General features: G+C 67.1%; 19 protein-coding genes and 1 tRNA gene. 9 read left to right on the plus strand and 11 right to left on the minus strand.

Annotated features, from left to right (window positions below; translation table 11 throughout):
• The first annotated feature begins 80 nt into the window (after window positions 1-80).
• Together VGN82_RS06860 and VGN82_RS06865 are read left to right on the plus strand one after the other, a co-directional pair.
• A complete protein-coding gene (locus tag VGN82_RS06860; RefSeq protein WP_327526251.1) occupies window positions 81-479 on the plus strand; it encodes a TIGR02300 family protein in 399 nt (132 codons plus the stop codon).
• 193 nt (window positions 480-672) lie between these two features.
• Window positions 673-748, plus strand: a tRNA-Ala gene (locus tag VGN82_RS06865).
• A gap of 619 nt (window positions 749-1367) precedes the next feature.
• Here VGN82_RS06865 and VGN82_RS06870 read toward each other — a convergent pair.
• The 4 genes from VGN82_RS06870 to VGN82_RS06885 form a co-directional block, all read right to left on the minus strand.
• Window positions 1368-2240, minus strand: a complete 873-nt coding sequence (locus VGN82_RS06870) for a flagellar motor protein MotB (protein WP_327526252.1) — start codon at window positions 2238-2240, stop codon at window positions 1368-1370.
• Window positions 2241-2262: 22 nt separating this feature from the next.
• Window positions 2263-3126: a flagellar motor stator protein MotA gene (gene motA, locus VGN82_RS06875; protein ID WP_327526253.1), complete on the minus strand. Its 864-nt coding sequence runs from the start codon at window positions 3124-3126 to the stop codon at window positions 2263-2265.
• A 526-nt stretch (window positions 3127-3652) separates the two neighbouring features.
• Entirely contained in the window at window positions 3653-4210 is a 558-nt protein-coding gene (locus VGN82_RS06880) for a L,D-transpeptidase (RefSeq protein WP_327526254.1), read from the minus strand.
• Between the two features lie 222 nt (window positions 4211-4432).
• Entirely contained in the window at window positions 4433-5221 is a 789-nt protein-coding gene (locus VGN82_RS06885) for a class II glutamine amidotransferase (RefSeq protein ID WP_327526255.1), read from the minus strand.
• 173 nt (window positions 5222-5394) lie between these two features.
• On the opposite strand from VGN82_RS06885, the gene VGN82_RS06890 reads away from it, so the two are divergent.
• Window positions 5395-6819: a sodium:proton antiporter gene (locus tag VGN82_RS06890; protein ID WP_327526256.1), complete on the plus strand. Its 1425-nt coding sequence runs from the start codon at window positions 5395-5397 to the stop codon at window positions 6817-6819.
• A gap of 26 nt (window positions 6820-6845) precedes the next feature.
• On the opposite strand, the gene VGN82_RS06895 is transcribed toward VGN82_RS06890, so the two are convergent.
• Entirely contained in the window at window positions 6846-8162 is a 1317-nt protein-coding gene (locus tag VGN82_RS06895; protein WP_414644212.1) for a polyhydroxyalkanoate depolymerase, read from the minus strand.
• A gap of 188 nt (window positions 8163-8350) precedes the next feature.
• On the opposite strand from VGN82_RS06895, the gene VGN82_RS06900 reads away from it, so the two are divergent.
• Window positions 8351-9706, plus strand: a complete 1356-nt coding sequence (locus VGN82_RS06900; RefSeq protein ID WP_327526257.1) for an ActS/PrrB/RegB family redox-sensitive histidine kinase — start codon at window positions 8351-8353, stop codon at window positions 9704-9706.
• Window positions 9707-9782: 76 nt separating this feature from the next.
• A complete protein-coding gene (locus VGN82_RS06905) occupies window positions 9783-10349 on the plus strand; it encodes an ActR/PrrA/RegA family redox response regulator transcription factor (RefSeq protein WP_327526258.1) in 567 nt (188 codons plus the stop codon).
• Here VGN82_RS06905 and VGN82_RS06910 read toward each other — a convergent pair whose 3' ends face one another.
• Both VGN82_RS06910 and VGN82_RS06915 read right to left on the minus strand, forming a co-directional pair.
• On the minus strand, window positions 10350-11384 hold the full coding sequence (locus tag VGN82_RS06910) for an aldo/keto reductase (RefSeq protein WP_327526259.1): 1035 nt from the start codon (window positions 11382-11384) through the stop codon (window positions 10350-10352).
• A gap of 31 nt (window positions 11385-11415) precedes the next feature.
• Window positions 11416-12585: an MFS transporter gene (locus VGN82_RS06915; RefSeq protein WP_327526260.1), complete on the minus strand. Its 1170-nt coding sequence runs from the start codon at window positions 12583-12585 to the stop codon at window positions 11416-11418.
• Between the two features lie 97 nt (window positions 12586-12682).
• Here VGN82_RS06915 and VGN82_RS06920 point away from each other — a divergent pair, with 97 nt between their 5' ends.
• Window positions 12683-13654, plus strand: coding sequence for a LysR family transcriptional regulator (locus VGN82_RS06920; RefSeq protein ID WP_327526261.1), 972 nt, complete (start codon window positions 12683-12685; stop codon window positions 13652-13654).
• Here the strand turns inward: VGN82_RS06920 and mmcB are convergent.
• Complete coding sequence (gene mmcB, locus VGN82_RS06925) at window positions 13651-14112, minus strand: DNA repair putative endonuclease MmcB (RefSeq protein ID WP_327526262.1); 462 nt, start codon at window positions 14110-14112, stop codon at window positions 13651-13653. The genes VGN82_RS06920 and mmcB overlap by 4 nt on opposite strands.
• 124 nt (window positions 14113-14236) lie before the next feature.
• Between mmcB and VGN82_RS06930 the strand changes: the two genes are divergently transcribed.
• Both VGN82_RS06930 and VGN82_RS06935 read left to right on the plus strand, forming a co-directional pair.
• Window positions 14237-15256: an MraY family glycosyltransferase gene (locus VGN82_RS06930; RefSeq protein ID WP_327526263.1), complete on the plus strand. Its 1020-nt coding sequence runs from the start codon at window positions 14237-14239 to the stop codon at window positions 15254-15256.
• On the plus strand, window positions 15253-16182 hold the full coding sequence (locus VGN82_RS06935; protein ID WP_327526264.1) for an NAD-dependent epimerase/dehydratase family protein: 930 nt from the start codon (window positions 15253-15255) through the stop codon (window positions 16180-16182). Before VGN82_RS06930 ends, VGN82_RS06935 begins: the two co-directional genes overlap by 4 nt.
• On the opposite strand, the gene VGN82_RS06940 is transcribed toward VGN82_RS06935, so the two are convergent.
• The 3 genes from VGN82_RS06940 to VGN82_RS06950 all read right to left on the minus strand — a co-directional run bounded on the left by VGN82_RS06940 (window position 16106) and on the right by VGN82_RS06950 (window position 20429).
• Window positions 16106-18070 carry an SDR family NAD(P)-dependent oxidoreductase gene (locus tag VGN82_RS06940; protein WP_327526265.1) on the minus strand — a complete coding sequence of 655 codons (1965 nt, stop codon included), beginning with the start codon at window positions 18068-18070 and terminating at the stop codon, window positions 16106-16108. The two genes, VGN82_RS06935 and VGN82_RS06940, sit on opposite strands and share 77 nt — an antisense overlap.
• Before the next feature lie 71 nt (window positions 18071-18141).
• Window positions 18142-18738 (minus strand): TetR/AcrR family transcriptional regulator, encoded by a 597-nt coding sequence (locus VGN82_RS06945; RefSeq protein WP_327526266.1) that lies wholly within the window; start codon window positions 18736-18738, stop codon window positions 18142-18144.
• Between the two features lie 209 nt (window positions 18739-18947).
• A complete protein-coding gene (locus VGN82_RS06950; RefSeq protein WP_327526267.1) occupies window positions 18948-20429 on the minus strand; it encodes a cobyric acid synthase in 1482 nt (493 codons plus the stop codon).
• A gap of 312 nt (window positions 20430-20741) precedes the next feature.
• Between VGN82_RS06950 and VGN82_RS06955 the strand changes: the two genes are divergently transcribed.
• Window positions 20742-21890 carry an aminotransferase gene (locus tag VGN82_RS06955; protein ID WP_327526268.1) on the plus strand — a complete coding sequence of 383 codons (1149 nt, stop codon included), beginning with the start codon at window positions 20742-20744 and terminating at the stop codon, window positions 21888-21890.

Raw genomic sequence — 21890 nt, forward strand, 5'->3', positions numbered from 1 at the left:
TCAGCATTTGACAGGGCCGGCTGCCCCGACTAACGGACGCGCCTGCTTTTCAAAACATGAATGATTGAAGGTCCGACGCAGTGGCGAAACCGGAACTTGGAACGAAACGCGTTTGCCCGACCACGGGCCGCAAATTCTACGACCTGAACAAGGACCCGATTGTCTCCCCCTATACGGGACAGTCGTTCGCGCGCTCGATGTTCGAGCCGCAGGCCAAGGTTGCTGCCGCAGCCGCGGCCAAGCCCGACGAGGACGAGGATGAGACCGAGGCCGCCGACGGCGCTGTCGAACTCGTCTCGCTCGACGAGGCCGATGCCGAGGCGTCCGAGAAGGATGTCGTCGTCACCAGCGAGGACGACATCGAGGTCGAGGACGACGGCACGCCCGACGACGACACCTTCCTGGAAGAGGACGAGGAAGGCGACGACGACGTTTCCGACCTGATCGATGGCGACATCGAGGGCGACGAAGACGTTTGAACGCCTTCGGCAGGGGCCGCGAAAAAGAATGACGATCAAGCGACAATAGGTGCTTGAGTCTTCCGCCGCTCCCGCCTATAGAGCGCTTCGCCGCTGACGCGGTGACCGGGTTCCGGGCCTTTCCTCACCGAAATGGTGAGCGGCGCGGATCCCAGATTATCCCGGCCGACCCCCATGTCGGCTGGTTGAGAGTGGGGCCATAGCTCAGTTGGGAGAGCGCTTGAATGGCATTCAAGAGGTCGGCGGTTCGATTCCGCCTGGCTCCACCATCTCCTCCCGCCAAATGACTACGGTTTCGCGGGAATAGCCGGAACAGTCCGGCCTACCCCAAAATTTGCCCCCAGCCCTCTCTCCCCTCGGGCGAGACTACGGGGCTTCAAGCAGGCATCGGGCAAGCCGAGAGCTTCGCCTGGGCAGCGCCATCCGCATGAGTCGAGTCTGCCGGTGGACCAAGCGCAGCGGCTGATTCGGGCAGCATCTGTGCTGCCGTCATCCTTCAAGGCCACACTCAGACGATAGAGCGCAACGATCAGCAACCCGCCCGAGGGCGCTGCGACGACCTCGCTCTTCGGGCGTTCGACCAAGGTGGAGACGGCGCGACGAATCGACGACCGGTCGTCGTCGCAGAACCCGTTGTCGTCGGGCTCACACTCATTCTCGCATTGCGCGCCTTCGTCCAGGCACGCATCCTCCAGATCGGTGCCAGGACGAAGGCGTTCCGGCGAGGTTAGGCTCCAGGTCGCAATCTCCGTCGATCGCATCCACGACCCTGATCAGCGAAGCAACGGCGGCATCCAAGTGCTTGCAGGGTGGCGGCAGGCCAGCCGAGTGCGGCAGCCACTGAGCTCAATCTCAAACGGACACTGAGCCCGCCGAGGCGCCTTGTCGTCAGCGAAGGATGTTCGGGGGCAGCGGCGGTTCCGCATTGAGCAGCAAGATCGTCACCCGTCGGTTCGGCGAGAGGTAGGGATTGTCGGGGAAGACCGGCTCGGTGTCGCCGCGTCCCACCACGGAGTCGAAGTGGTCGCTGGGGAGTCCCGCACCGGACAGAATCTCGCGTACGGCGAGCGCGCGGCCGGTGGTGAGGCCCCAGGGTTCGACGGCCCGCACCGAGCCCGGGCGCGCGGCGGCCGTGTGGCCGGTGACAGACAGGCGGTTGGGCAGCCGGCGCAGGGTGGGCGCGATCGCCTCCAGCACGAGACGGGTGTGCTGGTAGGGCTGGACCGAGCCCTCCGGGAACATGGAGCGGCCGTCCTCGTCCACGAGGGAAACGGTCACCCCCTCCTTCGTTTGCTCGATCACGATGTTACGCGACAGCTCGGTAATTTCGGGCAGCTTCTGGAGCGCCTGCCGGAGGCTGGCTATGGCGCTGTGGTTGGCCTGCACGTTGGCGGCCGGGCGGTTGACCTCGCGGTCGCTGGCACGGCCCGAGCCGGTCGGGCGCGCTCCGTCCTCCTGCTTGGCGGAGCCTATCGCCGCGTCGCGGGGCACTGACGATTTGTTGCCTGACTTGTCCAGGGCGGTGCCCATCAGGATGCCGCCAGCGCCGCTGGTGCTGGCACTCAGGGCCGTCGGCGCGAAGTATTCAGCCAGGCCGTTCTTCTGCTCCTGCGTCGTCATGCTGATCAGCCACATCAGCAGAAAGAACGCCATCATGGCGGTCACGAAGTCCGCATACGCGATCTTCCAGGCCCCGCCGTGGTGCGCATGACCGGCCTTCTTGACCTTCTTGATGATGATCGGCTGGGCGGGCTTGTCCATCGAGTCCCCACTGGAGATTGGGTCAGACGTTGGCGGGCAGAGCCGCGGTCGCCGCTTCCACTTCGCTGAAGGTCGGGCGGACGTCGCTCATCAGAGCCTTGCGGGCAAATTCGACCGACATCACCGGCGGCTGGCCGCTGATATGGGCGAGGAGCCCCGCCTTGAGTGAAAGGAAGTACTTGGATTCCGCCTCGAAGGTGCTCTTGAGCGACGCTGCCATGGGCGCGAAGAAGCCGTAGGCGACAAAGACGCCGAAGAAGGTGCCCACGAGCGCGCCGCCGATCAGATGTCCCAGCACCTCCGGCGGCTCTTTGATCGCCCCCATCGTCTTGATCACGCCGAGCACGGCGGCGACGATGCCGAGCGCCGGCGTTCCGTCGGCGATCGACTGCATGGCCGAAACGAGACGCTCCTGCTCCTGGTGGTGCGTCTCCAGTTCCTCGTCCATCAGAGCGTCAATCTCGTGGACGTTGTTGGCGCCCAGCGACAACATGCGCATGTAGTCGCAGACGAACTCGACCGCATGATGGTTCGCTGCAAAAGTCGGGAAGGCGTTGAACAGCGTCGATTCGCTCGGATTTTCAATGTGCTGCTCGATAGCGAGCATGCCCTTCTGCTTCACGAGCTTGTACAAGGAATACTGCATCCCCAGCAGTTCGACATAGCATTCCTGCGTGTACTTGGGGCCCTTCATGATCGTGCCCAGCATGCTGGGCACGGCCTTGAGCACCGGCGCGGGGTTGCCGATGACGAAGGCACCGATGGCTGCACCGAGGATGATCACGAACTCGAACGGCTGCCAAAGGACGAGGAGGTGGCCACCCATGGCCGCGTAGCCGCCGAAGACGCAGCCGAAGACGATGATTGTGCCGACGATCAGCCGCATGGATCTGCCACTCTGTGCCGCAGCAGGTGCAGCCCGCGCGAAGCATTACTAGTCCAACGAAATGACCGATCGAGGTTAACGGCGGGTTTAGAGCCACGGTCCGGCAGGTCCGTAAGCATCGTCCTCCGGCCACGGCGTCGAGGCTTGGGGCGGCGGACTAGGAGATCGGCGTGCAACGCATCTCCGCCGATCCCGGTGATCCGCGTCCAATGGGGAAGCGTTTCATGGGGTCATCGACGCTGCGCCGCCTTCCTGTCCCGCGGCGAGGGGGCACGGGCTGGCCTTCCGACCAGCGATATGTCGATAAGGCATTGATTTGATTATCTTCAGTTCTTGCGTTCAAGCATGATGCCGCCGAACCATAGAGGCACACATGCATTCCAACCGAGGCAAGCGAACTGCGATGCTGATGCGCGCCGCGCTCGCGTGGCAGGTGACCATTCGTGGTTTTCTGCCGACGGCCGCTCGGCCGCGGCATGCGAATGGCGTGGTCGGGGCTCAGGGTTTCGAGCGTGCCGCGTCCGAATCAGCGGAGCACGACGACCTTGGTTCCGATCCTGACGCGGTCGTAGAGATCGACGACGTCGCGATTGGTCATCCTGATGCAGCCCGACGATACAGCGGCGCCGATCGTGTTCGGCTCGTTCGAGCCATGGATGCGGTAGAGGCTCGATCCGAGATAGAGCGCGCGCGCCCCAAGAGGGTTGTCGATGCCGCCGGCCATGTGGCGCGGCAGGTCGGGGCGGCGCTTGAGCATGGCCGCCGGCGGTCGCCAATCCGGCCATTCGCGTTTCATCGTGACGTTCTTGGTGCCCGACCAGCTGAAGCCCTGCCGTCCGACGCCGACGCCGTAGCGCAGCGCTCGCCCATTGCCGAGGACGTAGTAGAGCCGCCGCTGGCTGGTCGAGATCACGACCGTGCCCGCAGCCTGTTGTCCGCTCCACGGCACCACCTGGCGCGGGATCGGCTGTTCGCTGAAGATATTGAGGAAATCCGCGAGTCCGCGGCTGATCGTATTGTCGTAGGCACGTGCGGGTGCCGAGAGAACGAAAAGCGTGACGATGAAAACGATGGTGCGCAGCATGATTGGCCCTACGGCGCCCCCCGCCCGAATTTAACGGGAGAACGGCAAGGCGGGTCAAGGCAGGCTCCGCGATATGGGAGCGTATCGCCGCCCCGGTAGCCTTTGGGAGGTGTGAAGACCGAGGCGGCGAAGGCTGAGCCGCAAGGCTCGCGACCCGATCATCTGTCGCTTCCGGCCGGCGTCCGGTTCACGGGCCTGCGCAAATAATGCGAGGACCGCGGCTCAGGCGGCCTGCTCGAGGCCGACCTCAAATGGCGTCAACGCGACCGTGCCGGCGCGGACCGACACCAGCGTGTTGCAGGGCAGCGCCTGCCAGCAGTCGCGCGCGGCGTCGACCGGCTCCGAGGCGACGACGACGCTGTCGCTGCGCTGGCAGAGATAGAGGCTCGGCGGGCGCGCATCGGAGGACCAGCGCACGGCATGGATCGTGTCGCCATCGGCGAGGGCCGCGGCGCAGCGCAGGGGCTCGCTCGTGCCGACATGCCGCATCAGATCGAGCGCGTCGCCCAGCGCGGCGGCCAGGGCCGCACCGGGCGCCAGCCCTCCCTCGATGCGCGAGAGGGTGAGCAGGAACAGCGCTTCCGAATCGGTCGTGCCGACCCGGGCGGAATAGAGCGAATCGGGGATCAGCGCCTCGAGCCGGCGCCGGATCAAGCCGTAGCCCCCGATCTGGCCGTTATGCATGAAGAGATGCCGGCCATGAGCGAAGGGGTGGCAGTTGGCCCGCGTCGTCGCCGTGCCTGTCGCCGCCCGGACATGGGCGAAGAACAGATGCGAGCGGACCTGCCGGGCGATCGAGAGCAGGTTCTCGTCCGACCAGGCCGGCCTGACCTCGCGATACTGGCCGGGCTCCTGCCGGTCGCCATACCAGCCGACGCCGAAGCCGTCGCCATTCGTGCCCGTTTTGGCCTCGGCCGCGTGCAGCGACTGATGGATCAGCGAATGGCACGGTGCGGCGACGAGGTCCTCGAGGAAGACCGGCACGCCGGAATAGGCCAGGAAACGGCACATGGGGCTGTCCGAATCAGCGCGGCGGATCACCGCGCGGAGAAGATTATTCTCGCGGAATGAACAGCGGCACAATGGCGGAAAGCGGGCGGGCGCTCCGGTTGCGGGGGGCATGGCCATCGTATAACCGTGCCCGGCAGCGGATCACGACAACCACGCGAAGAGTGGGGCGGGGAATGGCCTTGAAAACCGGACTGACGCGGGCTGCCGCGATCGTGACCCTCTGCCTGACATCCAGTGCCGCCTTCGCTGCCGGCGACATCGGCGGGGGCTCGATGGGCGGCCTCTGGGCGCTGCCCTTCGCCGGCATGCTGCTCTCGATCGCGCTGGGGCCGATCCTGTTCCCGCATTTCTGGGAGCTGAACTACGGCAAGTTCGCGGCCTTCTGGGCGGCGCTGGTGCTCGTGCCGCTCGTCCTGTTCCGCGGCTTCGAGCCGGCATTGGGCGCGCTCGCACATACGGCGCTGCTCGAATACATCCCTTTCATCATTCTGCTTTTTGCGCTGTTCACGATCGCCGGCGGCATCCTGATCATGGGAAACCTGCACGGGACCCCCGCGACGAACACGGCCCTGCTGGCGATCGGCACGCTGATGGCGAGCTTCGTCGGCACCACCGGCGCCTCGATCATCATGATCCGCCCGGTGCTGCGCGCCAACGACAACAGGCGCCACAACGTCCATGTCGTCGTGTTCTTCATCTTCCTGGTCTCGAATATCGGCGGCTCGCTGACGCCACTCGGCGACCCGCCGCTCTTCCTCGGCTTCCTGCGCGGGGTGAACTTCTTCTGGACGACGACGCATCTGCTGCCGGAGACAGCGCTGGCCGTCGCGATCCTGCTCGCGCTCTTCTTCGCCCTCGACAGCTGGTTCTACCGCAAGGAAGACGGCATGCCGGCCCTGAAGGACCCGACGCCCGACCGCGACATCAAGCTCTACGGCAAGGTCAACTTCCTCCTGCTCGGCGGCGTCATCGCGGCGATCCTGATGTCGGCCAGCTGGAAGCCCGGCGTCGCGGTCACCATCGCGGGCGTCCATGTCGAACTGCAGAACATCGTGCGCGACGGAATCCTGCTGGCGCTGGCCGCGCTCTCGCTGATGCTGACGCCCAATCCGGTCAGGGCCGGCAACGAGTTCAGCTGGGGCCCGATCAAGGAGGTCGCCAAGCTCTTCGCCGGCATCTTCATCTGCATCATTCCCGTGCTGGCGATGCTGCAGGCGGGCCGGGACGGCGCCTTCTCGGGGCTGGTCTCGCTCGTCACCAATCCCGACGGTAGCCACAACACGGTCGCCTATTTCTGGCTGACCGGCGCCCTGTCCTCGTTCCTCGACAATGCGCCGACCTATCTCGTCTTTTTCGAGCTGGCCGGCGGCGATCCGCAGAAGCTGATGACGACGGGCGCGCTGACGCTGGCGGCGATCTCGGCGGGCGCCGTCTTCATGGGCGCCAACACCTATATCGGCAATGCGCCGAACTTCATGGTCTACGCCATCGCCAAGGACCGCAAGGTCCGGATGCCGAGCTTCTTCGGCTACATGCTCTGGTCGGGGGCGATCCTGATCCCGATCTTCCTGCTGCAGACGGTGATCTTCTTTCGGTAGCCGGAGCGGCGCAGGCGCCGCTCCGCTCAGCTCGCGACCTTCAGCCCCTTGCGGGCCTCGGCCGCGCCGGCATCGCGGCGGCCCTTGGCCGCTTCCATGTCGAGGCTGACCATGAAGTCCGAGATGCGCGGAGCGATCTCGGAGCGGAAGCGCGAGCCGTTGAAGACGCCGTAATGGCCGACGCCCTTCTGGAGGTAGTGCACGCGCTTCTCGGCGGGGATGTTGGGGCAGAGGTCGTGGGCGGCCTGCGTCTGCCCGACGCCGGAGATGTCGTCCTTCTCGCCTTCGACGGTCATCAGCGCGACGCGGCGGATGGCTGTGCAATCAACCGGCTTGTCGCGATGCATCATCGTGCCCTTTGGCAGCGCGTGCTCGACGAAGACGGTCTCGACCGTCTGGAGATAGAACTCCGCGGTCAGGTCCATCACCGCCAGGTACTCGTCGTAGAAGTCGCGGTGCTTCTCGGCGGAATCGCCGTCGCCGGCGATCAGGTGCTGATACATCTCGTAATGCGCGCTGACATGGCGGTCGATGTTCATCGCCATGAAGCCGGAGAGCTGCATGAAGCCGGGGTAGACGTCGCGGAAGGTGCCCGGATGCGGGAAGGGGACCTTGGTGATGCAGTTGCGCCGGAACCAATCCGTACCGCGCTCCATGGCGAGGCAGTTCACCGCGGTCGGCGAGCGTCGGGTGTCGATCGGCCCGCCCATCAGCGTCATCGAGCGTGGCGCGCAGACGTCACCCTCGGCCTCCATGCGGGCGGCGGCGGCGAGAACCGGCACCGAAGGCTGGCAGACAGCCATCACATGGGTCTCGGGGCCGAGCATCTGCAGCATCGCGATGACGTAGTCGATATAGTCGTCGAGGTCGAAGCGGCCGGCCACGAGCGGCACCAGGCGGGCATCGGTCCAGTCGGTGATGTAGACCTCGTGCCCGGGCAGGAAGGCCTCCACGGTGCCGCGCAGCAGCGTGGCGTAGTGGCCCGACATCGGCGCGACCAGCAGGACCTTGGGCTGCGGCTTGCGGCGGCCGGAGATCTTGCGGTCGAAATAGACCAGCCGGCAGAACGGACGTTCCCAGACGACGCGCTCCTCGACGGCGGTCTTGACGCCGTTGATCGTCGTCTCGGACAGGCCGAAGGCGGGCTTGCCGTAGCGCCGCGTGGTGCGCTCGAACAGCTCGCAGGAGGCAGCGATGCTACGGCCCATCGGCGTGTAGGTCAGCGGATTCGCCGGGTTCCTGAAGGCCAGATGCATGGCATCCGACATGCCCCTGGCGGGGCTGAGCATCATGTGAACCGCTTCATAGGCATGATAGGCAAACGACATGGCGGCCCCGTACATGCGATGTTGATCCTTCCGGCGCTGCAACATTCGTTGATGCGCCGCAACAACAACACACCCTATGCCTAAATTGTTCTCATTCAATCCCGCAAAAGGCTAAGAAATCACTCCAATGCCGGTTTGCCACAGAAGATTGCACAGGGAATGCCTCGCATGATGCCTGCGGCGCCAACGAGACGGGGCCGAACATGAGCTTCGCGGATGTCGCGACGCCCGCGCTGGGCCGCGCGAATCGCCACCTGCGACTCGATACGCTCGTGCGGCTGCGCTGGCTTGCCATCGCCGGCCAGAGCCTGGCCGTCGCAGGCGTGCATTTCGGGCTCGGCTTCCCTTTGCCCTTCGGCTGGTGCTTCGCCGCGATCGCCGTCTCGTCCTGGCTGAACATCGCGTTGCGCATCCGCTTTCCGCTGAGCCATCGGCTTCAGGCGGGTGCGGCGACGGCCCTGCTCGCCTTCGACATCGTCCAGCTCGCGGCGCTGCTCTTCCTGACGGGCGGTTTGCAGAATCCGTTCTCGATCCTGTTCCTGGCCCCGGTGATGATCTCGGCAACGGCGCTGCCGCCGCAGCGTACATTCGTGCTCGGCGTGCTGGCGATCGTGTTGGCGACGGTGCTCAACTTCGTTCACCTGCCGCTGCCCTGGGCCGGGCCGGAGCGTCCGGTGCTGCCGTTCTACTACCAGCTCGGAAGCTGGGCCGCGCTCGTTCTCGGCCTGGGCTTCACCGGCATCTATGCTTGGCGGGTCGCCAAGGAAGCGCGCGACCTCTCCGATGCGCTCGCCGCCACCGAACTCGTCCTCGCGCGCGAGCAGCATCTCTCGCAACTCGACGGTCTGGCCGCCGCCGCGGCCCATGAACTCGGCACGCCGCTGGCCACGATCGCGCTCGTCGCCCGCGAATTGTCGCGACTTGCTCCGGCCGAGGGCGAGATGGCCGAGGACATCGCGCTGCTGCGTGAGCAGGTCGAGCGCTGCCGCGGCATCCTCGGCAAGCTCGCCTCGCTGCAGGATGACGATGCCGGGCCGCTCGACCAGCTGTCCCTGCGCCTGCTGATCGAGGAGGCCGCCGGGCCGCAGCGCCCCTTCGGCGTGCCCTTCGAGATCGTGATGAGTGGCGAGAAGCCCGAGCCGGTGTGCCGGCGCAATCCGGGCATGATCTACGGCCTTGGCAACATCGTCGACAACGCCGTGGATTTCGCGCGGTCGACGGTGACGATCACGGCGGAATGGAATGCGAGCCTCGTCACGCTCACCATCGCCGATGACGGTCCGGGCTTCCCGCCCGACGTGCTGCTGCGGGCGGGCGATCCCTATCTCACCCATGGTGCGGGCGAGAGCCGCGCCGGCGGCGGGCTCGGGCTCGGGCTCTTCATCGCCAAGACCCTGATCGAGCGCGGCGGCGCGGTGATGGAGTTCGCCAACCTGCCGGCGCCGGGAAGCGGCGCTTCGGTGCGGATGACCTGGCCACGCGAGGTGTTCGAGGCCGACCTGCCTGCCGCCGGGTCTACAAACGCGGAGCCGTCGATCCCACATGGTGTGGGCCGATGAGCCGGCGTAAGGGGTGCGTCGCGGTGGGAGCCGCGCTAAAGTGCCGATCGGGCTGGGCCCGCGGCAGGAGAGGATGATGCAGGAGACGCTGAGCGAAACCGTGGCGGATTTGGCCGCCCCGGACATGACGCTGCTGCTGGTGGACGACGACAAGCCGTTCCTGACCCGGCTGGCCCGCGCCATGGAGGGCCGCGGCTATTCCGTGCGCACCGCCGAGAGCGTCAGCGCCGGGATCGCGGCGGTCGAGGAGGAGGCACCAGCCTTTGCCGTGATCGATTTGCGTCTCGGGGATGGCAATGGCCTTGACGTCATCGCCCGTCTCAAGGAGCGCCGCCCCGATGCCCGAGGCATCGTGCTCACCGGTTATGGCAACATCGCCACCGCCGTCAGCGCGGTGAAGCTCGGTGCCTTCGATTTCCTGGCGAAGCCGGCCGACGCCGACGAGATCCATGCCGCGCTGGCCGCCACCCGCGATTCCCGGCCGCAGCCGCCCGAGAACCCGATGTCGGCTGACCGGGTGCGCTGGGAGCATATCCAGCGCGTCTACGAGCTCTGCAACCGCAATGTATCCGAGACGGCACGCCGGCTCGGGATGCACAGGCGCACGCTTCAGCGCATCCTGGCGAAGCGCGCGCCGCGCTGATCAGACCGGCGGCGGATTGATCTGGCGGAAGCCGCCCTCGCCCCAATACGGATAATGCGGGTAGGCCGGGGTCGTGGCGCTGGCGGCATCGAGCCTCGCGATCTGCTCGGCCGTCAGGCTCCAGCCGACCGCGCCGAGATTCTGGCGAAGCTGCTCCTCGTTGCGCGCACCGATGATGACGCTCGACACGGTCGGGCGCGCCAGCAGCCAGTTCAGGGCGATCTGCGGCACGCTTTTGTCGGTCTCCGCCGCGAGCGCGTCGAGCACGTCGACGATTGCGTAGAGCCGTTCGTCATCGACGGGCGGGCCGAAGGCGGCGCTGTCATGCAGGCGGCTCTTTTCGGGCAGGGCGACGCCGCGCCTGATCTTGCCGGTCAGGCGGCCCCAGCCGAGCGGGCTCCAGACCATCGCGCCGACCTTCTGGTCGAGGCCGAGTGGCATCAGCTCCCATTCGTAGTCGCGGCCGACCAGGGAGTAATAGACCTGATGCGCGACATAGCGCGGCCAGCCATGGCGCTCGGATGTGGCCAGCGATTTCATCATCTGCCAGCCGGAGAAGTTCGAGGCGCCGACATACAGAAGCTTGCCGGCGCCCACGAGGTCGTCCAGCGCCTTCAGGACCTCCTCGACCGGCGTGCCCGCGTCGAAGGCATGGAGCTGGAGCAGGTCGATGCGATCCGTGCGCAGGCGCTTCAGCGCAGCCTCGACCCCCTCGATCAGCCGTCGCCGCGACGTGCCAGCCTGGAGCGGGCCCTCGCCGATCGGCAGGCCGAGCTTGGTCGAGATCAGCGCCGCATTGCGCCTCCCCTCCAGCGCCTCGCCGAGGATCGCCTCGGAGGCTCCTTCGGAATAGACATCGGCCGTGTCGAACAAGGTGAGGCCGGCTTCGAGGCAGATGTCGATCAGACGCTTCGCCTGCGCGACATCCGTGTCGCCCCAGGCGCCGAAGAGCGGGCCCTTGCCGCCGAATGTGCCGCATCCGAAGCTGAGCGCGGGCACCTTGAGGCCGGACGCACCGAGTTGCCGATAATCCATGTGGTTCTCCTGTAGAGTGAATTGAAAGGGGTCAGGCGGCCAGCACGCGCGTGGCGCGCCGGTCGAGCGTGAGAGCGATCCAGGCGAGCGCGAGCGCTGCCAGCGGCACCAGGGCTGCGACCGGGGCGACGCCGGCGAGACCCGGTCCATGCGAGATCACGACGCCGCCGAGCCAGGCGCCGAAGGCGTTGCCGAGGTTGAAGGCGGCGATGTTGAGGCTCGAGGCCAGGCCCTGGCCGGCACCGCCGGCCTGCTGGAGCACCCACATCTGAAGCGGCGCGACGGTGGCGAAGGCGGCGGCACCGAGCACGAAGGCGCCCACGATCGCGCCGATCTTGTCATGGAACGCGAAGGTCGCTGCGAGCAGGGCGAGCGTCAGGAACATCAGCGTTCCGACGAGCGCGGGCGACAGGCTGCGGTCGGCCAGGCGTCCGCCGAGCAGATTGCCGACGACGAGGCCGGCGCCGAACACCAGGAGGATCGGCGAGACCGCCGCCTCGCTGAAGCCCGCGAGCTCGACCAGCAGCGGCTGGATATAGGTGAAGACGGCGAAGATGCCACCGAAGCCCAACACGGTCATGGCGAGCCCGAGCAGCACCTGCGGCCGGGCCAGGACCTCGAACTCTTCCGAAAGCGGACCGGACGCGACGCGCTCGCGGGCCGCCGGCACGAAGATCGTCAGGATGGCGAGCGCCAGCAGGCCGATTCCCGCCACGGCCCAGAAGGTCGAACGCCAGCCATAGGCGAGGCCGAGCCAGGAGCCGAAGGGAACGCCGAGCAGGGTCGCGAGTGTCAGCCCGGTGAACATCAGGGCAATGGCGGAGGCCTTGCGTTCCGGCTCGACGAGGCCGGTCGCGACCATGGCGCCGACGCCGAAGAAGGTGCCATGCGCCAGCGCCGTGACGATGCGCGCCGCCATCAGCCACGCAAAGCTCGGCGCAAGCGCAGCGGCAAGGTTGCCGAGCGTGAAGATTGCCATCAGCACGAGCAGGGTCGTCTTGCGCGGCAGGGAACGCGTCGCGATGGTCAGGATCGGCGCGCCGACGAAGACGCCGAGCGCATAGCCCGACATCAGCAGCCCGGCGACGGGAATACTGACGCCGAGATCGGCGGAGACCTGCAGCAGCAGTCCCATGATGACGAATTCAGTGACGCCGATGCCGAAGGCACCGACGGTGAGGGCATAAAGAGCGATGGGCATGACCGGCTCCGGGGAATGAACGAGCCGGCAAGATGGCGCATGCCGCGCCTATGAATTAGATTGCCGCCAGGACCTGCAATTGTGAAGTGAAGTCATCATGCCTCGGCCCGAGATCAACCGTTCCGGCGAGATGGAGGTCTTCGTCCGCGTCGTCGAGCTTGGCGGCTTCTCGTCGGCGGCTCGAGACTTGCGGATGACGCCATCCGCGATCAGCAAGCTCGTGGCCCGGCTCGAGTCGAGGCTTGGCGTCCGGCTGATGGTCCGATCGACTCGCAAGCTCCAACTCACCGAAGAGGGCGCCACCTTCCACCAGCATGCACTGCGGGTGCTGAACGATCTCGACGAAGCCGAGCGCTCCGTCGCGGTCTGCCAGACTCCACGCGGGCGGCTGCGGGTCAATTCGAACGTGCCGTTCGGGCGGCTCTACCTGCTGCCGCTGGCACCTCGTTTCATGGCGGGCCATCCGCAGGTGCAACTCGACATCACCATTACTGACGAGGTCATCGACCTAATGGACGAGCGCGCCGAGATCGCGATCCGCGTCGGGCCGATGCGGCCCTCGCAGCTGATCGCCCGCAAGCTCGGCGAGGCAGGGATGGCGATCGTCGCTGCGCCGGAGTATCTCGCACGCAAGCCGGCGCTCGAGCACTGGAACGACCTCGCGCGGCACGACCTGATCACCTTCAACTTCGCCCGCCATTGCGACGAGTGGCCGTTCCGGGCCGATGGCCGTCGCTTCTCGGTGCCGGCGCATGGCCGGGTCGCGGTCGGCGACGGCGAGAGCGCCCGTCAGCTCGCCCTCGCCGGGCAGGGGCTGGCGCGGCTTTCTCTCTTCCATGTCGGCCACGACATCGCGGCCGGGCGGCTCGTGCCCGTGCTGCAGGACTTCAACCCCGGCGATGTCGAGGAGGTCCATGCGGTCTATGTCGGCCATGGCGGCAAGCTGCCAGCCAGGGTCCGCGCCTTCATCGACTTCCTCGTCGAGACCGTCGATCTGACGGCCCCGCCGGGCGCCAACGAAGCCGAACCGCGGATGGTTCCCGCATTGGAGGGTGCGGTATCGGCCTAGACTCCGGGATCCTCGATCAGCGCCAGCCGGCCGGCGGCGAGCTTGGCGAAGGCGATCGTCAGCGCCTTGCGCCGCGCCGGCGCCAGCGGGTGCCGCGGCGCTTCCCGGATCAGCGCGCCGCCATAGGCGTCGGCGACGATCAGGCCGACATCCTCGGGCAGGATCTCCTGGGGAAATTCGGGCGCGACAGCGAAGAGGAAGCCATCGCAGTAGTCGCGGTAATCCGGCCATTTGCCGTCGACGCGATAATCCTCGATCCCGGACTTGACCTCGACCACCAGCAATTCCCCGGACGGGGCGAGCGCGACGATGTCGCCGCGCCGGCCATTGGCGAAGGTCATCTCCTTGACGATCGCATAGCCGCGCTCGCGCAGATGCCGGCCGGCCCCTCGGCAGACGGAGCGGGTGATGTCGGGCCGCGTCGGCGGCGGGTTGAGGACGGAATCCGGAAGCCGCATCCACTCATGTTCCCTCTTTGTGCTGGTCAAGGCAAGGGTGGAGCGCGGCAGGCGCCGGAAAACGGCTCCCGCTTTCGGAGTTCATGCTCTAGGGAAGGCGCGATGCTGCAGTGGTGACCTCACTTTGGAACGTCTTGCTACGCCTGTCCTGATCCTGCTCGTTGCGGCTGCCGTCTCGGCAGGGCTCTGCGTGCTGCTGCGGCCGTTGCTGGTGCGCTATGCGCTGGCGCGCCCCAATGCCCGCTCGAGCCATCGCGTGCCGACGCCGCAGGGTGGCGGCATTGCTGTGCTGGCGGGTGCGTTCCTGGCGCTGGGGCTGGCATTGCAGGTCGCGCCGCCGTCCATCGGCACATCCGGCCTCGCCTTCGTCGTCGTGGCCGCCCTCGCGCTTGCCATGGTGGGCGCCTGGGACGACATCCGGCCGCTCTCGGCTGGGTTGCGGCTCGGCCTCCAGGCGCTCTGCGTCGCGGTCGTCATCGTTTACGCCGCGCCAGACGCGCGGCTGTTTCCGGATCAGATGCCGCTCGCCGTCGAGCGCTGCCTCGCTCTGCTCGCCGGGATCTGGTTCGTCAACCTGACGAACTTCATGGATGGCATCGACTGGATCACGGTCGCGGGCGTCGTGCCGCTCGCCGGCGCCTTGGCGCTCGCCGGCGTCTTCGGGCTGATCGACCCGGCGACAGGCTGGCTGGCGGCGGCGCTGTGCGGCGGGTTGATCGGGTTCGCACCGTTCAACAAGCCGGTCGCGCGGCTCTTCCTCGGCGATGTCGGCTCCTTGCCGATCGGGCTCCTCACCGCCTATCTGCTGTACCGGCTCGCGGGCATGGGTGCGCTCGTGGCGGCGTTGATCCTGCCGCTCTACCATGTCGCCGATGCCACGATCACGCTGCTGCGCCGGCTGGCGCGCCGCGAGAAGGTCTGGGAAGCCCACCGCTCGCATTTCTACCAGCAGGCGACGACGAACGGTTACAGCGCCCTCGCCGTCGTCACACAGGTCGCGCTGCTCAATCTTGCGCTGGTCGTGCTGGCGGCCGTTAGCGTGCTTCTGCCGGTTCCGACCGCGCAGGGAGGCTGCCTTGCCGCGGCGATTGTCCTGACCGGGCTGCTGTTGCGCCGTTTCTCGCGACCGGCCGCGCGCCGATGAACGGCGAAAGGGTCCTCGTGACGGGCGCCGGCGGGTTCATCGGGCCCCATGTCGTCGCCGCCCTGAAGGCGGCTGGCTACCGTATTCGTGTCGCGCAACGCAGCGCTGCTCCGGTGCCCGCAGGTGCCGAGGCTGTCGTGACCGGGGACCTCGCCACTCTGGTCGATTGGAGCGCTGCGCTCGAGGGCGTCCAGCATGTCGTCCACCTCGCCGGGCTGGCTCACGCCGGCCCCGGCCTCGACGAAGATCTCTATCGCCGGATCAACACGCGGGCGACGCTGGATCTGGCTGAGGCGGCCCGTCGCGCCGGCGTGTCGCGCTTTGTCTGCATCTCCTCGATCAAGGCGCAGTCCGGCGCCTTCGACGGGCCGCCCTTGCGCGAGGACGATGCCCCCGCCCCCGACGACGCCTATGGCCGCTCGAAGCTGGCCGCGGAGCAGGGGCTGGCTCGACTCGATTTCGACTGGGTCGCGCTGCGACCGGTGCTGGTCTACGGGCCGGGTGTGAAGGCCAACATGGCAGCGCTGCTGAAGCTCGCGCGACTGCCGGTACCGCTGCCGCTGGGCGCGCTGATCGCGCCCCGCTCGCTGCTGGCGGTCGAGAATCTCGCCGATGCGGTGCAATTCGCGCTGACGCCCGCCTGTCCGGCCCGACGGGTCTTCACCGTCGCCGATCCGGAACCGATCAGCGTCGCGGCGATCCTGACGGCGTTGCGGGCAGGCATGGGGCGCGGCCCGGGGCTTGTCGCCGTGCCACTCGGCCTGTTGCGGCTGGCGGCGCGTCTCGTCGGGCATGAGGACGCCTTCGTCAAGCTGAGCGGCAGCCTCGTGGCATTGCCCGAGGGGCTGCTCAGGGCAGGTTGGCGGCCGCCGCTGACGACGCGGACGGCTCTTGAGCGCCTGGCGGCGTCTTCTGGCGCTGGCTGAAATCCGGGATCGCCTCGTCCAGCACGGCATCGGCGGCGGCGCGATCATCGGCCTTCAGCGCAGCCTCCAGCCGTGAGAGCCAGGCCTGCAGGCGGGCGCGCTGGGCGAAGACCGGCTTGGCGGCCATGACGCCGTCGAGGCCGGTTTCGGCCATCGGCTCGTCGCGGGCGAACAGGATCTCGTTGAGGCGCTCGCCCGGCCTGACGCCCGAGACCGCGATCTCGATGTCCTCGCCCGGCTCGAAACCCGCCAGCCGGATCATCCGCTCGGCCAGATCCATGATCCTGACCGGCTGGCCCATCTTGAGGACGTAAACGGCGGCGCGCTCGGCTTCGGGCCCATCCGGGCGGGCATGCGAGGCCGCCGTCAGCACGAGGTCGCAGGCTTCCCGAATGGTCATGAAGTAGCGGATCATGTCCGGGCTGGTCACGGTCAGCGGCCCGCCGCGCGCAATCTGCGCCTTGAACTTCGGCACCACCGATCCGACCGAGCCCAGCACGTTGCCGAAGCGCACGGCGACCAGCCGCATGCCGGCTGCGGCGGCGACGAATTCGGCATCGCGCGACTGCGCGTACATCTCGGCGAAGCGCTTGGTCGCGCCCAGCATCGAGACCGGCTCGATCGCCTTGTCGGTCGAGATCAGCACGAAGATCTTGGCGTTGGCAGCGATTGCGGCATCGGTCACGTTGACCGAGCCGAAGATGTTGGTCTTGACACCTTCGCTCCAGTCCGCCTCGAGATAGGGCACATGCTTGAGCGCCGCGGCATGGATGACGATGTCCGGTGCAAAGGCGGTGAACAGCGGCGTGATCCGCGCCCGGTCGCGCACATCCGCCAGCGCGCCGGAAACGACCGTGTCGTGGCCGTGCGCGATGAGCTGCTCCGTCACCTGGAACAGGGCGGGCTCGGAACTCTCGACAATCAGGAGTTCGGCCGCGCCGAAGGCGGCACAGCGCAGGCAGATCTCCGATCCGATCGAACCGCCGCCGCCGGTGACGATCACCCGCTTGCCCTTCAGGAAGGTGCCGAGGCGGTCGCGGTCGATCCGGACAGTGGAGCGCACCAGCAGGTCCTCGATCTCCAGCGGCGCGAGCTCGGTGTCGCGGACGCCTTCCCCGAGCGTTTCGATGCGCAGGATCGGCAGGGAGAGCTTGCGCGTGCGGGCGAGCCACCGGTCGGGCTGGGCCTCAGGCAGCAGCGCGCTCGGTGTCGCTACGATGCGGCGAAAGCCCTCGCCGCGATCCGCCGCGTCATTGGCGATCTGCTCGATCTCCGAGAGCAGGCCGAGCACCGGCACGCCCCGGATCGACTGGCCGAGATCATCGGCGCGCGGCGACAGGATGCCGGTGGGCCGCAGCCGACGCATGGTGCCGGACTCCATGGCGCGAATCACCATCTCGACCTCAAGGCCGCGCCCCAGCAGCAGGGCGGGCAGCGCCGCCTCCCGTGCCGCGTGGCGACGGGAGCGGGCGAACTTGAAATAGCGATAGGCGAGGCGGGGGCCGCCCAGCAGCGCAACCTGCACGAGCCAGTAGAGCGCGATGGTGATCTTGCCGAAATAGAAGGCGCCGTAGAAATTCGGCGCCACCAGCACATAATCCACGACAAGCAGCGTCAGCGTCAGGAGCGAGACGGCTTTGACGATGTTCGACAGGTCCGGCAGCGAGGCAAAGCGCCATTTCGAGCGGTAGAGCGAGAAGTACCAGTAGACCAGCCCGGCATAGGCTACGAAGAACGGCAGGAAGCGGGGCAGGTAACGCAGATGCTCGTCGAGCTGCCCGCCCTCGAACCGCACGACGAAGACAAGACAGATCGCAAGCGCCGTGACCACGAGATCGTGGAGGACGACGGCGAGCTTCTTGACGTTCTGCTTGGGGAGAATGGCCATGACAGGCGCGGTATCCTGCTCCCTCGGCGGCTTGTCAACGCGGCCGGCGGAGCGGGCCCACTTGCTCCCGGTCAGCTGCCGGGCTTCGGCCGCTCCAGCGCGACCATGATGAACTCGATCATCGCCTCGGCGGAGGGGCCGGGAATCCGTTCGCATTGAGCCATCAGCAGCGGGTGCTGGAAGCGGATCATCGCGGTGCGGATGCATCGCGTGGCGGCGATCGGGTCGACGTCGCGGAACTCGCCATTGGCGATGCCCTCGGCCACGACACCGCCGAGCAGGGCGTCGAGGCGCTCGATATGGCCGAGGATCGCGTCCCAGCTCTCCTCCATCGCGGCACAGACCATCTCCTGCATGCGCTGCTGGTCGGCGAAGCGGGCCTGATTGATCCGGTGGGAGGTCAGCAGCATTTCGCGCAGCCGGCTTCCGGCCGAGCGCGGTTCCGCGATGATGAGCGACAGCTTTTCCTCGAGCTCGCCCTTGAACCGGGCGAGAACCGCCTCGTTGATCGACTTCTTGGAATCGAAGAAGCGATAGACATTCGCCGGGCTCATGCGCAGCGCCTTGGCGATGTCGGCGACAGTCGTCTTCTGGTAGCCGATGTCGCGGAAGAAGCGCTCGGCGGTATCGACGATACTTTGCCTCGTGTCGCGCTCGGGAAGACTCACGGCTTCTGCCTGTTTCGTTGGGCCTGTAGCTGTCGGCGGGAATTGATCGCTATGACGAATTTCGTCATTCGTCAACATCATGGCGAATAAGGCGTTTCGTCACGGTGCCCTGACATTTCCCGACATGCATTGATCTGGATCAGCTCGACGCTACGCCTAGAGCTCGTTCAACGCTGGCATGGCGGCCCTGTTCCGCTGCCAGCGGTAGGTCAGCCATGTGCCGGGCGCTTGCTTGCGATGGCCAGGATCGCGTCGATGTCGAGATGGGCATGCAGATGCGCGGCGAGCCGATCCAGCGTCGCCTCCACCTCGTCCTCATAGGACAGGCTCGAAACCAGAAGACTCCCCGCGACAGCACCGAGGCAGGCAGCCCGCACGGCATCGGCCGAGAAGACACCGTGCAGATAGCTGCCGAGGACGCGGCCGTCGGAGCTCGCGGCGCCCTCCGCCCGGTCGCTGACCCTGAATGGCGCGCGCGCCGTATCGGCGCCCTCGGTTCGGCCGAGATGGATCTCGTAGGCGCGGCCCGTCGCGGCGCTCTGCGCATGGACGAAATCGACTTCGCGGACCGTCTTGGTTCCCTCGAGCACGGTCTCGACGTCGAGGAGCCCGAGGCCGGGCGCCTCGCCGGCCGGGCCTTCCAGCCCGAGCGGATCGCGCACCACACGACCGAGGATCTGATACCCGCCGCAGAGTCCGAGGATATGGCCGCCACGCCGGCGATGGGCGAGGATGTCGATGTCCCAGCCTTGTGCGCGCAAGGCGGCGAGATCGCGCAGGGTCGTCTTCGAGCCGGCCAGGATGATGAGATCGGCATCACCCGGCAGCGGCTGCCCCGGCCTCACCATCGCGAGGTCAACCTCGTCTTCCAGCTTTAGCGGATCGAGATCGTCGAAATTGGCGATGCCGGGCAGGACCGGAACCGCGATCTTCAGGCGCGCGCCGGGCTTCCGGCCCGAGCGGATGTCGAGTCCGTCTTCGGCCGGGAGGCGCATGGCATCGGCGAACCAGGGCACGACGCCGAGGCAGGGCCAGCCGGTCGCCTGGCGGATGGTCTCGACTCCGTCGCGGAACAGCGCGACCTCGCCCCGGAAGCGATTGACGGCGAAGGCGCGGATCATGGCGCGGTCGGCCTCGTCGAGCACGGCGTGGCTGCCGACGAGGCTGGCGATGACGCCGCCCCGGTCGATGTCGCCGACCAGGATCGCCGGAACGCCGGCGGCGCGGGCGAAGCCGAGATTGGCGATGTCGCGGGCCCGCAGATTGGTCTCGGCCGGCGAGCCCGCACCTTCGACCAACACGAGATCGGCATCGGCCGCGAGCCGCTCGAAGCTTTCCAGAACCTTGGGCAGGAAGTCGCCGCGCCTCGCGAAATCGCCCGAGGCGAGATGCCCGGCGACCCGGCCCTGCAGGATGATCTGGCTGCCGGATTCGCTTTCGGGCTTCAGCAACACCGGGTTCATGTCGACATGCGGTGCGACGCGGGCGGCGCGCGCCTGCAGCGCCTGTGCCCGGCCGATCTCGCCGGCGGCCGTGGCCGCGGCGTTGTTAGACATGTTCTGAGGCTTGAACGGTCTGACCTTCAGCCCGCGATCGGCGAAGAGCCGGCACAGCCCCGCGACGATCAGCGACTTGCCGACATTGGAGCCGGTGCCGAGGATCATGACGGCGGGGGTGCGGGATGAGGCCATGCGCCTGCTTATGCGCGCGTCATGCCGCGAGCAACCAGGCAACGCGCCGGATCGGCGACCGCAGGGGGATCAAAAAGGGGAGGGTCACCGGTTCACGCCAAATCCCGCTACGCCAAAGGGGCGAAGTCGCAGCAGGCGCCCGTCGTGAACCGGCCGACTCACTAAATACTGATCAGTGATGAATGTCAATAATCATCAGTTCGTATTTGACCGGTCGTTTCAAGCGCAGGCGGCAAATGCCGATCGCGTGCGTCCAGCGGCTTGCCATGCTAAACGCGCCGCCTGTTTTCGTGCCGCAGGCGACCGACTTCGATGAACCCGATCTTCTCTGCCCTTTCGACCAGCGTCTTCGAAGTGATGTCCCAGCTCGCGCGCGAGACCGGCGCCGTCAATCTGGGGCAGGGTTTCCCTGATGATCCCGGGCCGCTCGACGTCCGCCAGAAGGCCGCGGATGCGGTCGTGAATGGCTGGAACCAGTATCCCCCGATGATGGGCCTTCCCGAGCTTCGCCAGGCCACGGCGACGCATTACAAGCGCTGGCAGGGCCTGGACCTCGATCCCGACAGCGAGATCATGGTGACCTCGGGCGCGACCGAGGCGATCGCGGGCGCGCTCATGGCGCTGGTTTCGCCCGGCGACGAGGTCGTGCTGTTCGAGCCGATGTACGACGCCTATGTCCCGCTCGTGCGCCGCGCCGGCGGCATCCCGAAATTCGTGACGCTGACGCCGCCGCATTTCGGGCTGACCGAGGCCGCCCTGGCGCAGGCTTTTTCGCCGAAGACCCGGGTGGTGCTGTTCAACAACCCGCTCAACCCGACCGCGACGATCTTCAGCCAGGCTGATCTCGACCTCCTCGCCGATTTCTGTGTCCGCCACGACGCCGTGGCGATCTGCGACGAGGTCTGGGAGCATGTCGTCTTCGACGGGCACCGCCATGTCCCGGTGCTGGGGCGCCCCGACATGCGCGAGCGTACCGTCAAGATTTCCTCGGCCGGCAAGATCTTTTCGCTGACCGGCTGGAAGGTCGGGCTGGTGATGGCTGCGCCGCCGCTGATGAAGGTGCTGGCCAAGGCGCACCAGTATATCACTTTCACCACCCCTCCGAACCTGCAGGCGGCGGTCGCCTACGGGCTGGGCAAGGACGACAGCTATTTCGAGGGGATGCGGGCGGATTTCCAGCGTTCGCGCGACCGCTTCACCGATGGGCTCACCGGCCTCGGCTTCAGCGTGCTGCCGAGCGTCGGGACCTATTTCCTCAATGTCGACATCGCCCCGCTTGGCGAGAGCGATGACGTCGATTTCTGCAAGCGGCTTGTGATGGAAAGCGGGGTCGCGGCCATCCCTGTCAGTGCCTTCTACGCCGAGGGCGCGGTCAGGAACGTGGTCCGCTTCTGCTTCGCCAAGCGCGACGTGACGCTCGATGCGGCGCTGGAGCGCCTGGCGAGCCGTCGCCCGCGCTGA

Origin of the sequence: Allobosea sp., assembly GCF_035999205.1 — a bacterium.
Classification (GTDB): Bacteria; Pseudomonadota; Alphaproteobacteria; order Rhizobiales; family Beijerinckiaceae; genus Allobosea.

Coding starts and splice junctions, on each gene's coding strand:
- VGN82_RS06870 (WP_327526252.1), bottom strand. CDS start 2,240: ATGGACAAGCCCGCCCAGCCGATCATCATCAAGAAGGTCAAGAAGGCC.
- motA (WP_327526253.1), bottom strand. CDS start 3,126: ATGCGGCTGATCGTCGGCACAATCATCGTCTTCGGCTGCGTCTTCGGC.
- VGN82_RS06880 (WP_327526254.1), bottom strand. CDS start 4,210: ATGCTGCGCACCATCGTTTTCATCGTCACGCTTTTCGTTCTCTCGGCA.
- VGN82_RS06885 (WP_327526255.1), bottom strand. CDS start 5,221: ATGTGCCGTTTCCTGGCCTATTCCGGCGTGCCGGTCTTCCTCGAGGAC.
- VGN82_RS06890 (WP_327526256.1), top strand. CDS start 5,395: ATGGCCTTGAAAACCGGACTGACGCGGGCTGCCGCGATCGTGACCCTC.
- VGN82_RS06895 (WP_414644212.1), bottom strand. CDS start 8,162: ATGTACGGGGCCGCCATGTCGTTTGCCTATCATGCCTATGAAGCGGTT.
- VGN82_RS06900 (WP_327526257.1), top strand. CDS start 8,351: ATGAGCTTCGCGGATGTCGCGACGCCCGCGCTGGGCCGCGCGAATCGC.
- VGN82_RS06905 (WP_327526258.1), top strand. CDS start 9,783: ATGCAGGAGACGCTGAGCGAAACCGTGGCGGATTTGGCCGCCCCGGAC.
- VGN82_RS06910 (WP_327526259.1), bottom strand. CDS start 11,384: ATGGATTATCGGCAACTCGGTGCGTCCGGCCTCAAGGTGCCCGCGCTC.
- VGN82_RS06915 (WP_327526260.1), bottom strand. CDS start 12,585: ATGCCCATCGCTCTTTATGCCCTCACCGTCGGTGCCTTCGGCATCGGC.
- VGN82_RS06920 (WP_327526261.1), top strand. CDS start 12,683: ATGCCTCGGCCCGAGATCAACCGTTCCGGCGAGATGGAGGTCTTCGTC.
- mmcB (WP_327526262.1), bottom strand. CDS start 14,112: ATGCGGCTTCCGGATTCCGTCCTCAACCCGCCGCCGACGCGGCCCGAC.
- VGN82_RS06935 (WP_327526264.1), top strand. CDS start 15,253: ATGAACGGCGAAAGGGTCCTCGTGACGGGCGCCGGCGGGTTCATCGGG.
- VGN82_RS06940 (WP_327526265.1), bottom strand. CDS start 18,070: ATGGCCATTCTCCCCAAGCAGAACGTCAAGAAGCTCGCCGTCGTCCTC.
- VGN82_RS06950 (WP_327526267.1), bottom strand. CDS start 20,429: ATGGCCTCATCCCGCACCCCCGCCGTCATGATCCTCGGCACCGGCTCC.
- VGN82_RS06955 (WP_327526268.1), top strand. CDS start 20,742: ATGAACCCGATCTTCTCTGCCCTTTCGACCAGCGTCTTCGAAGTGATG.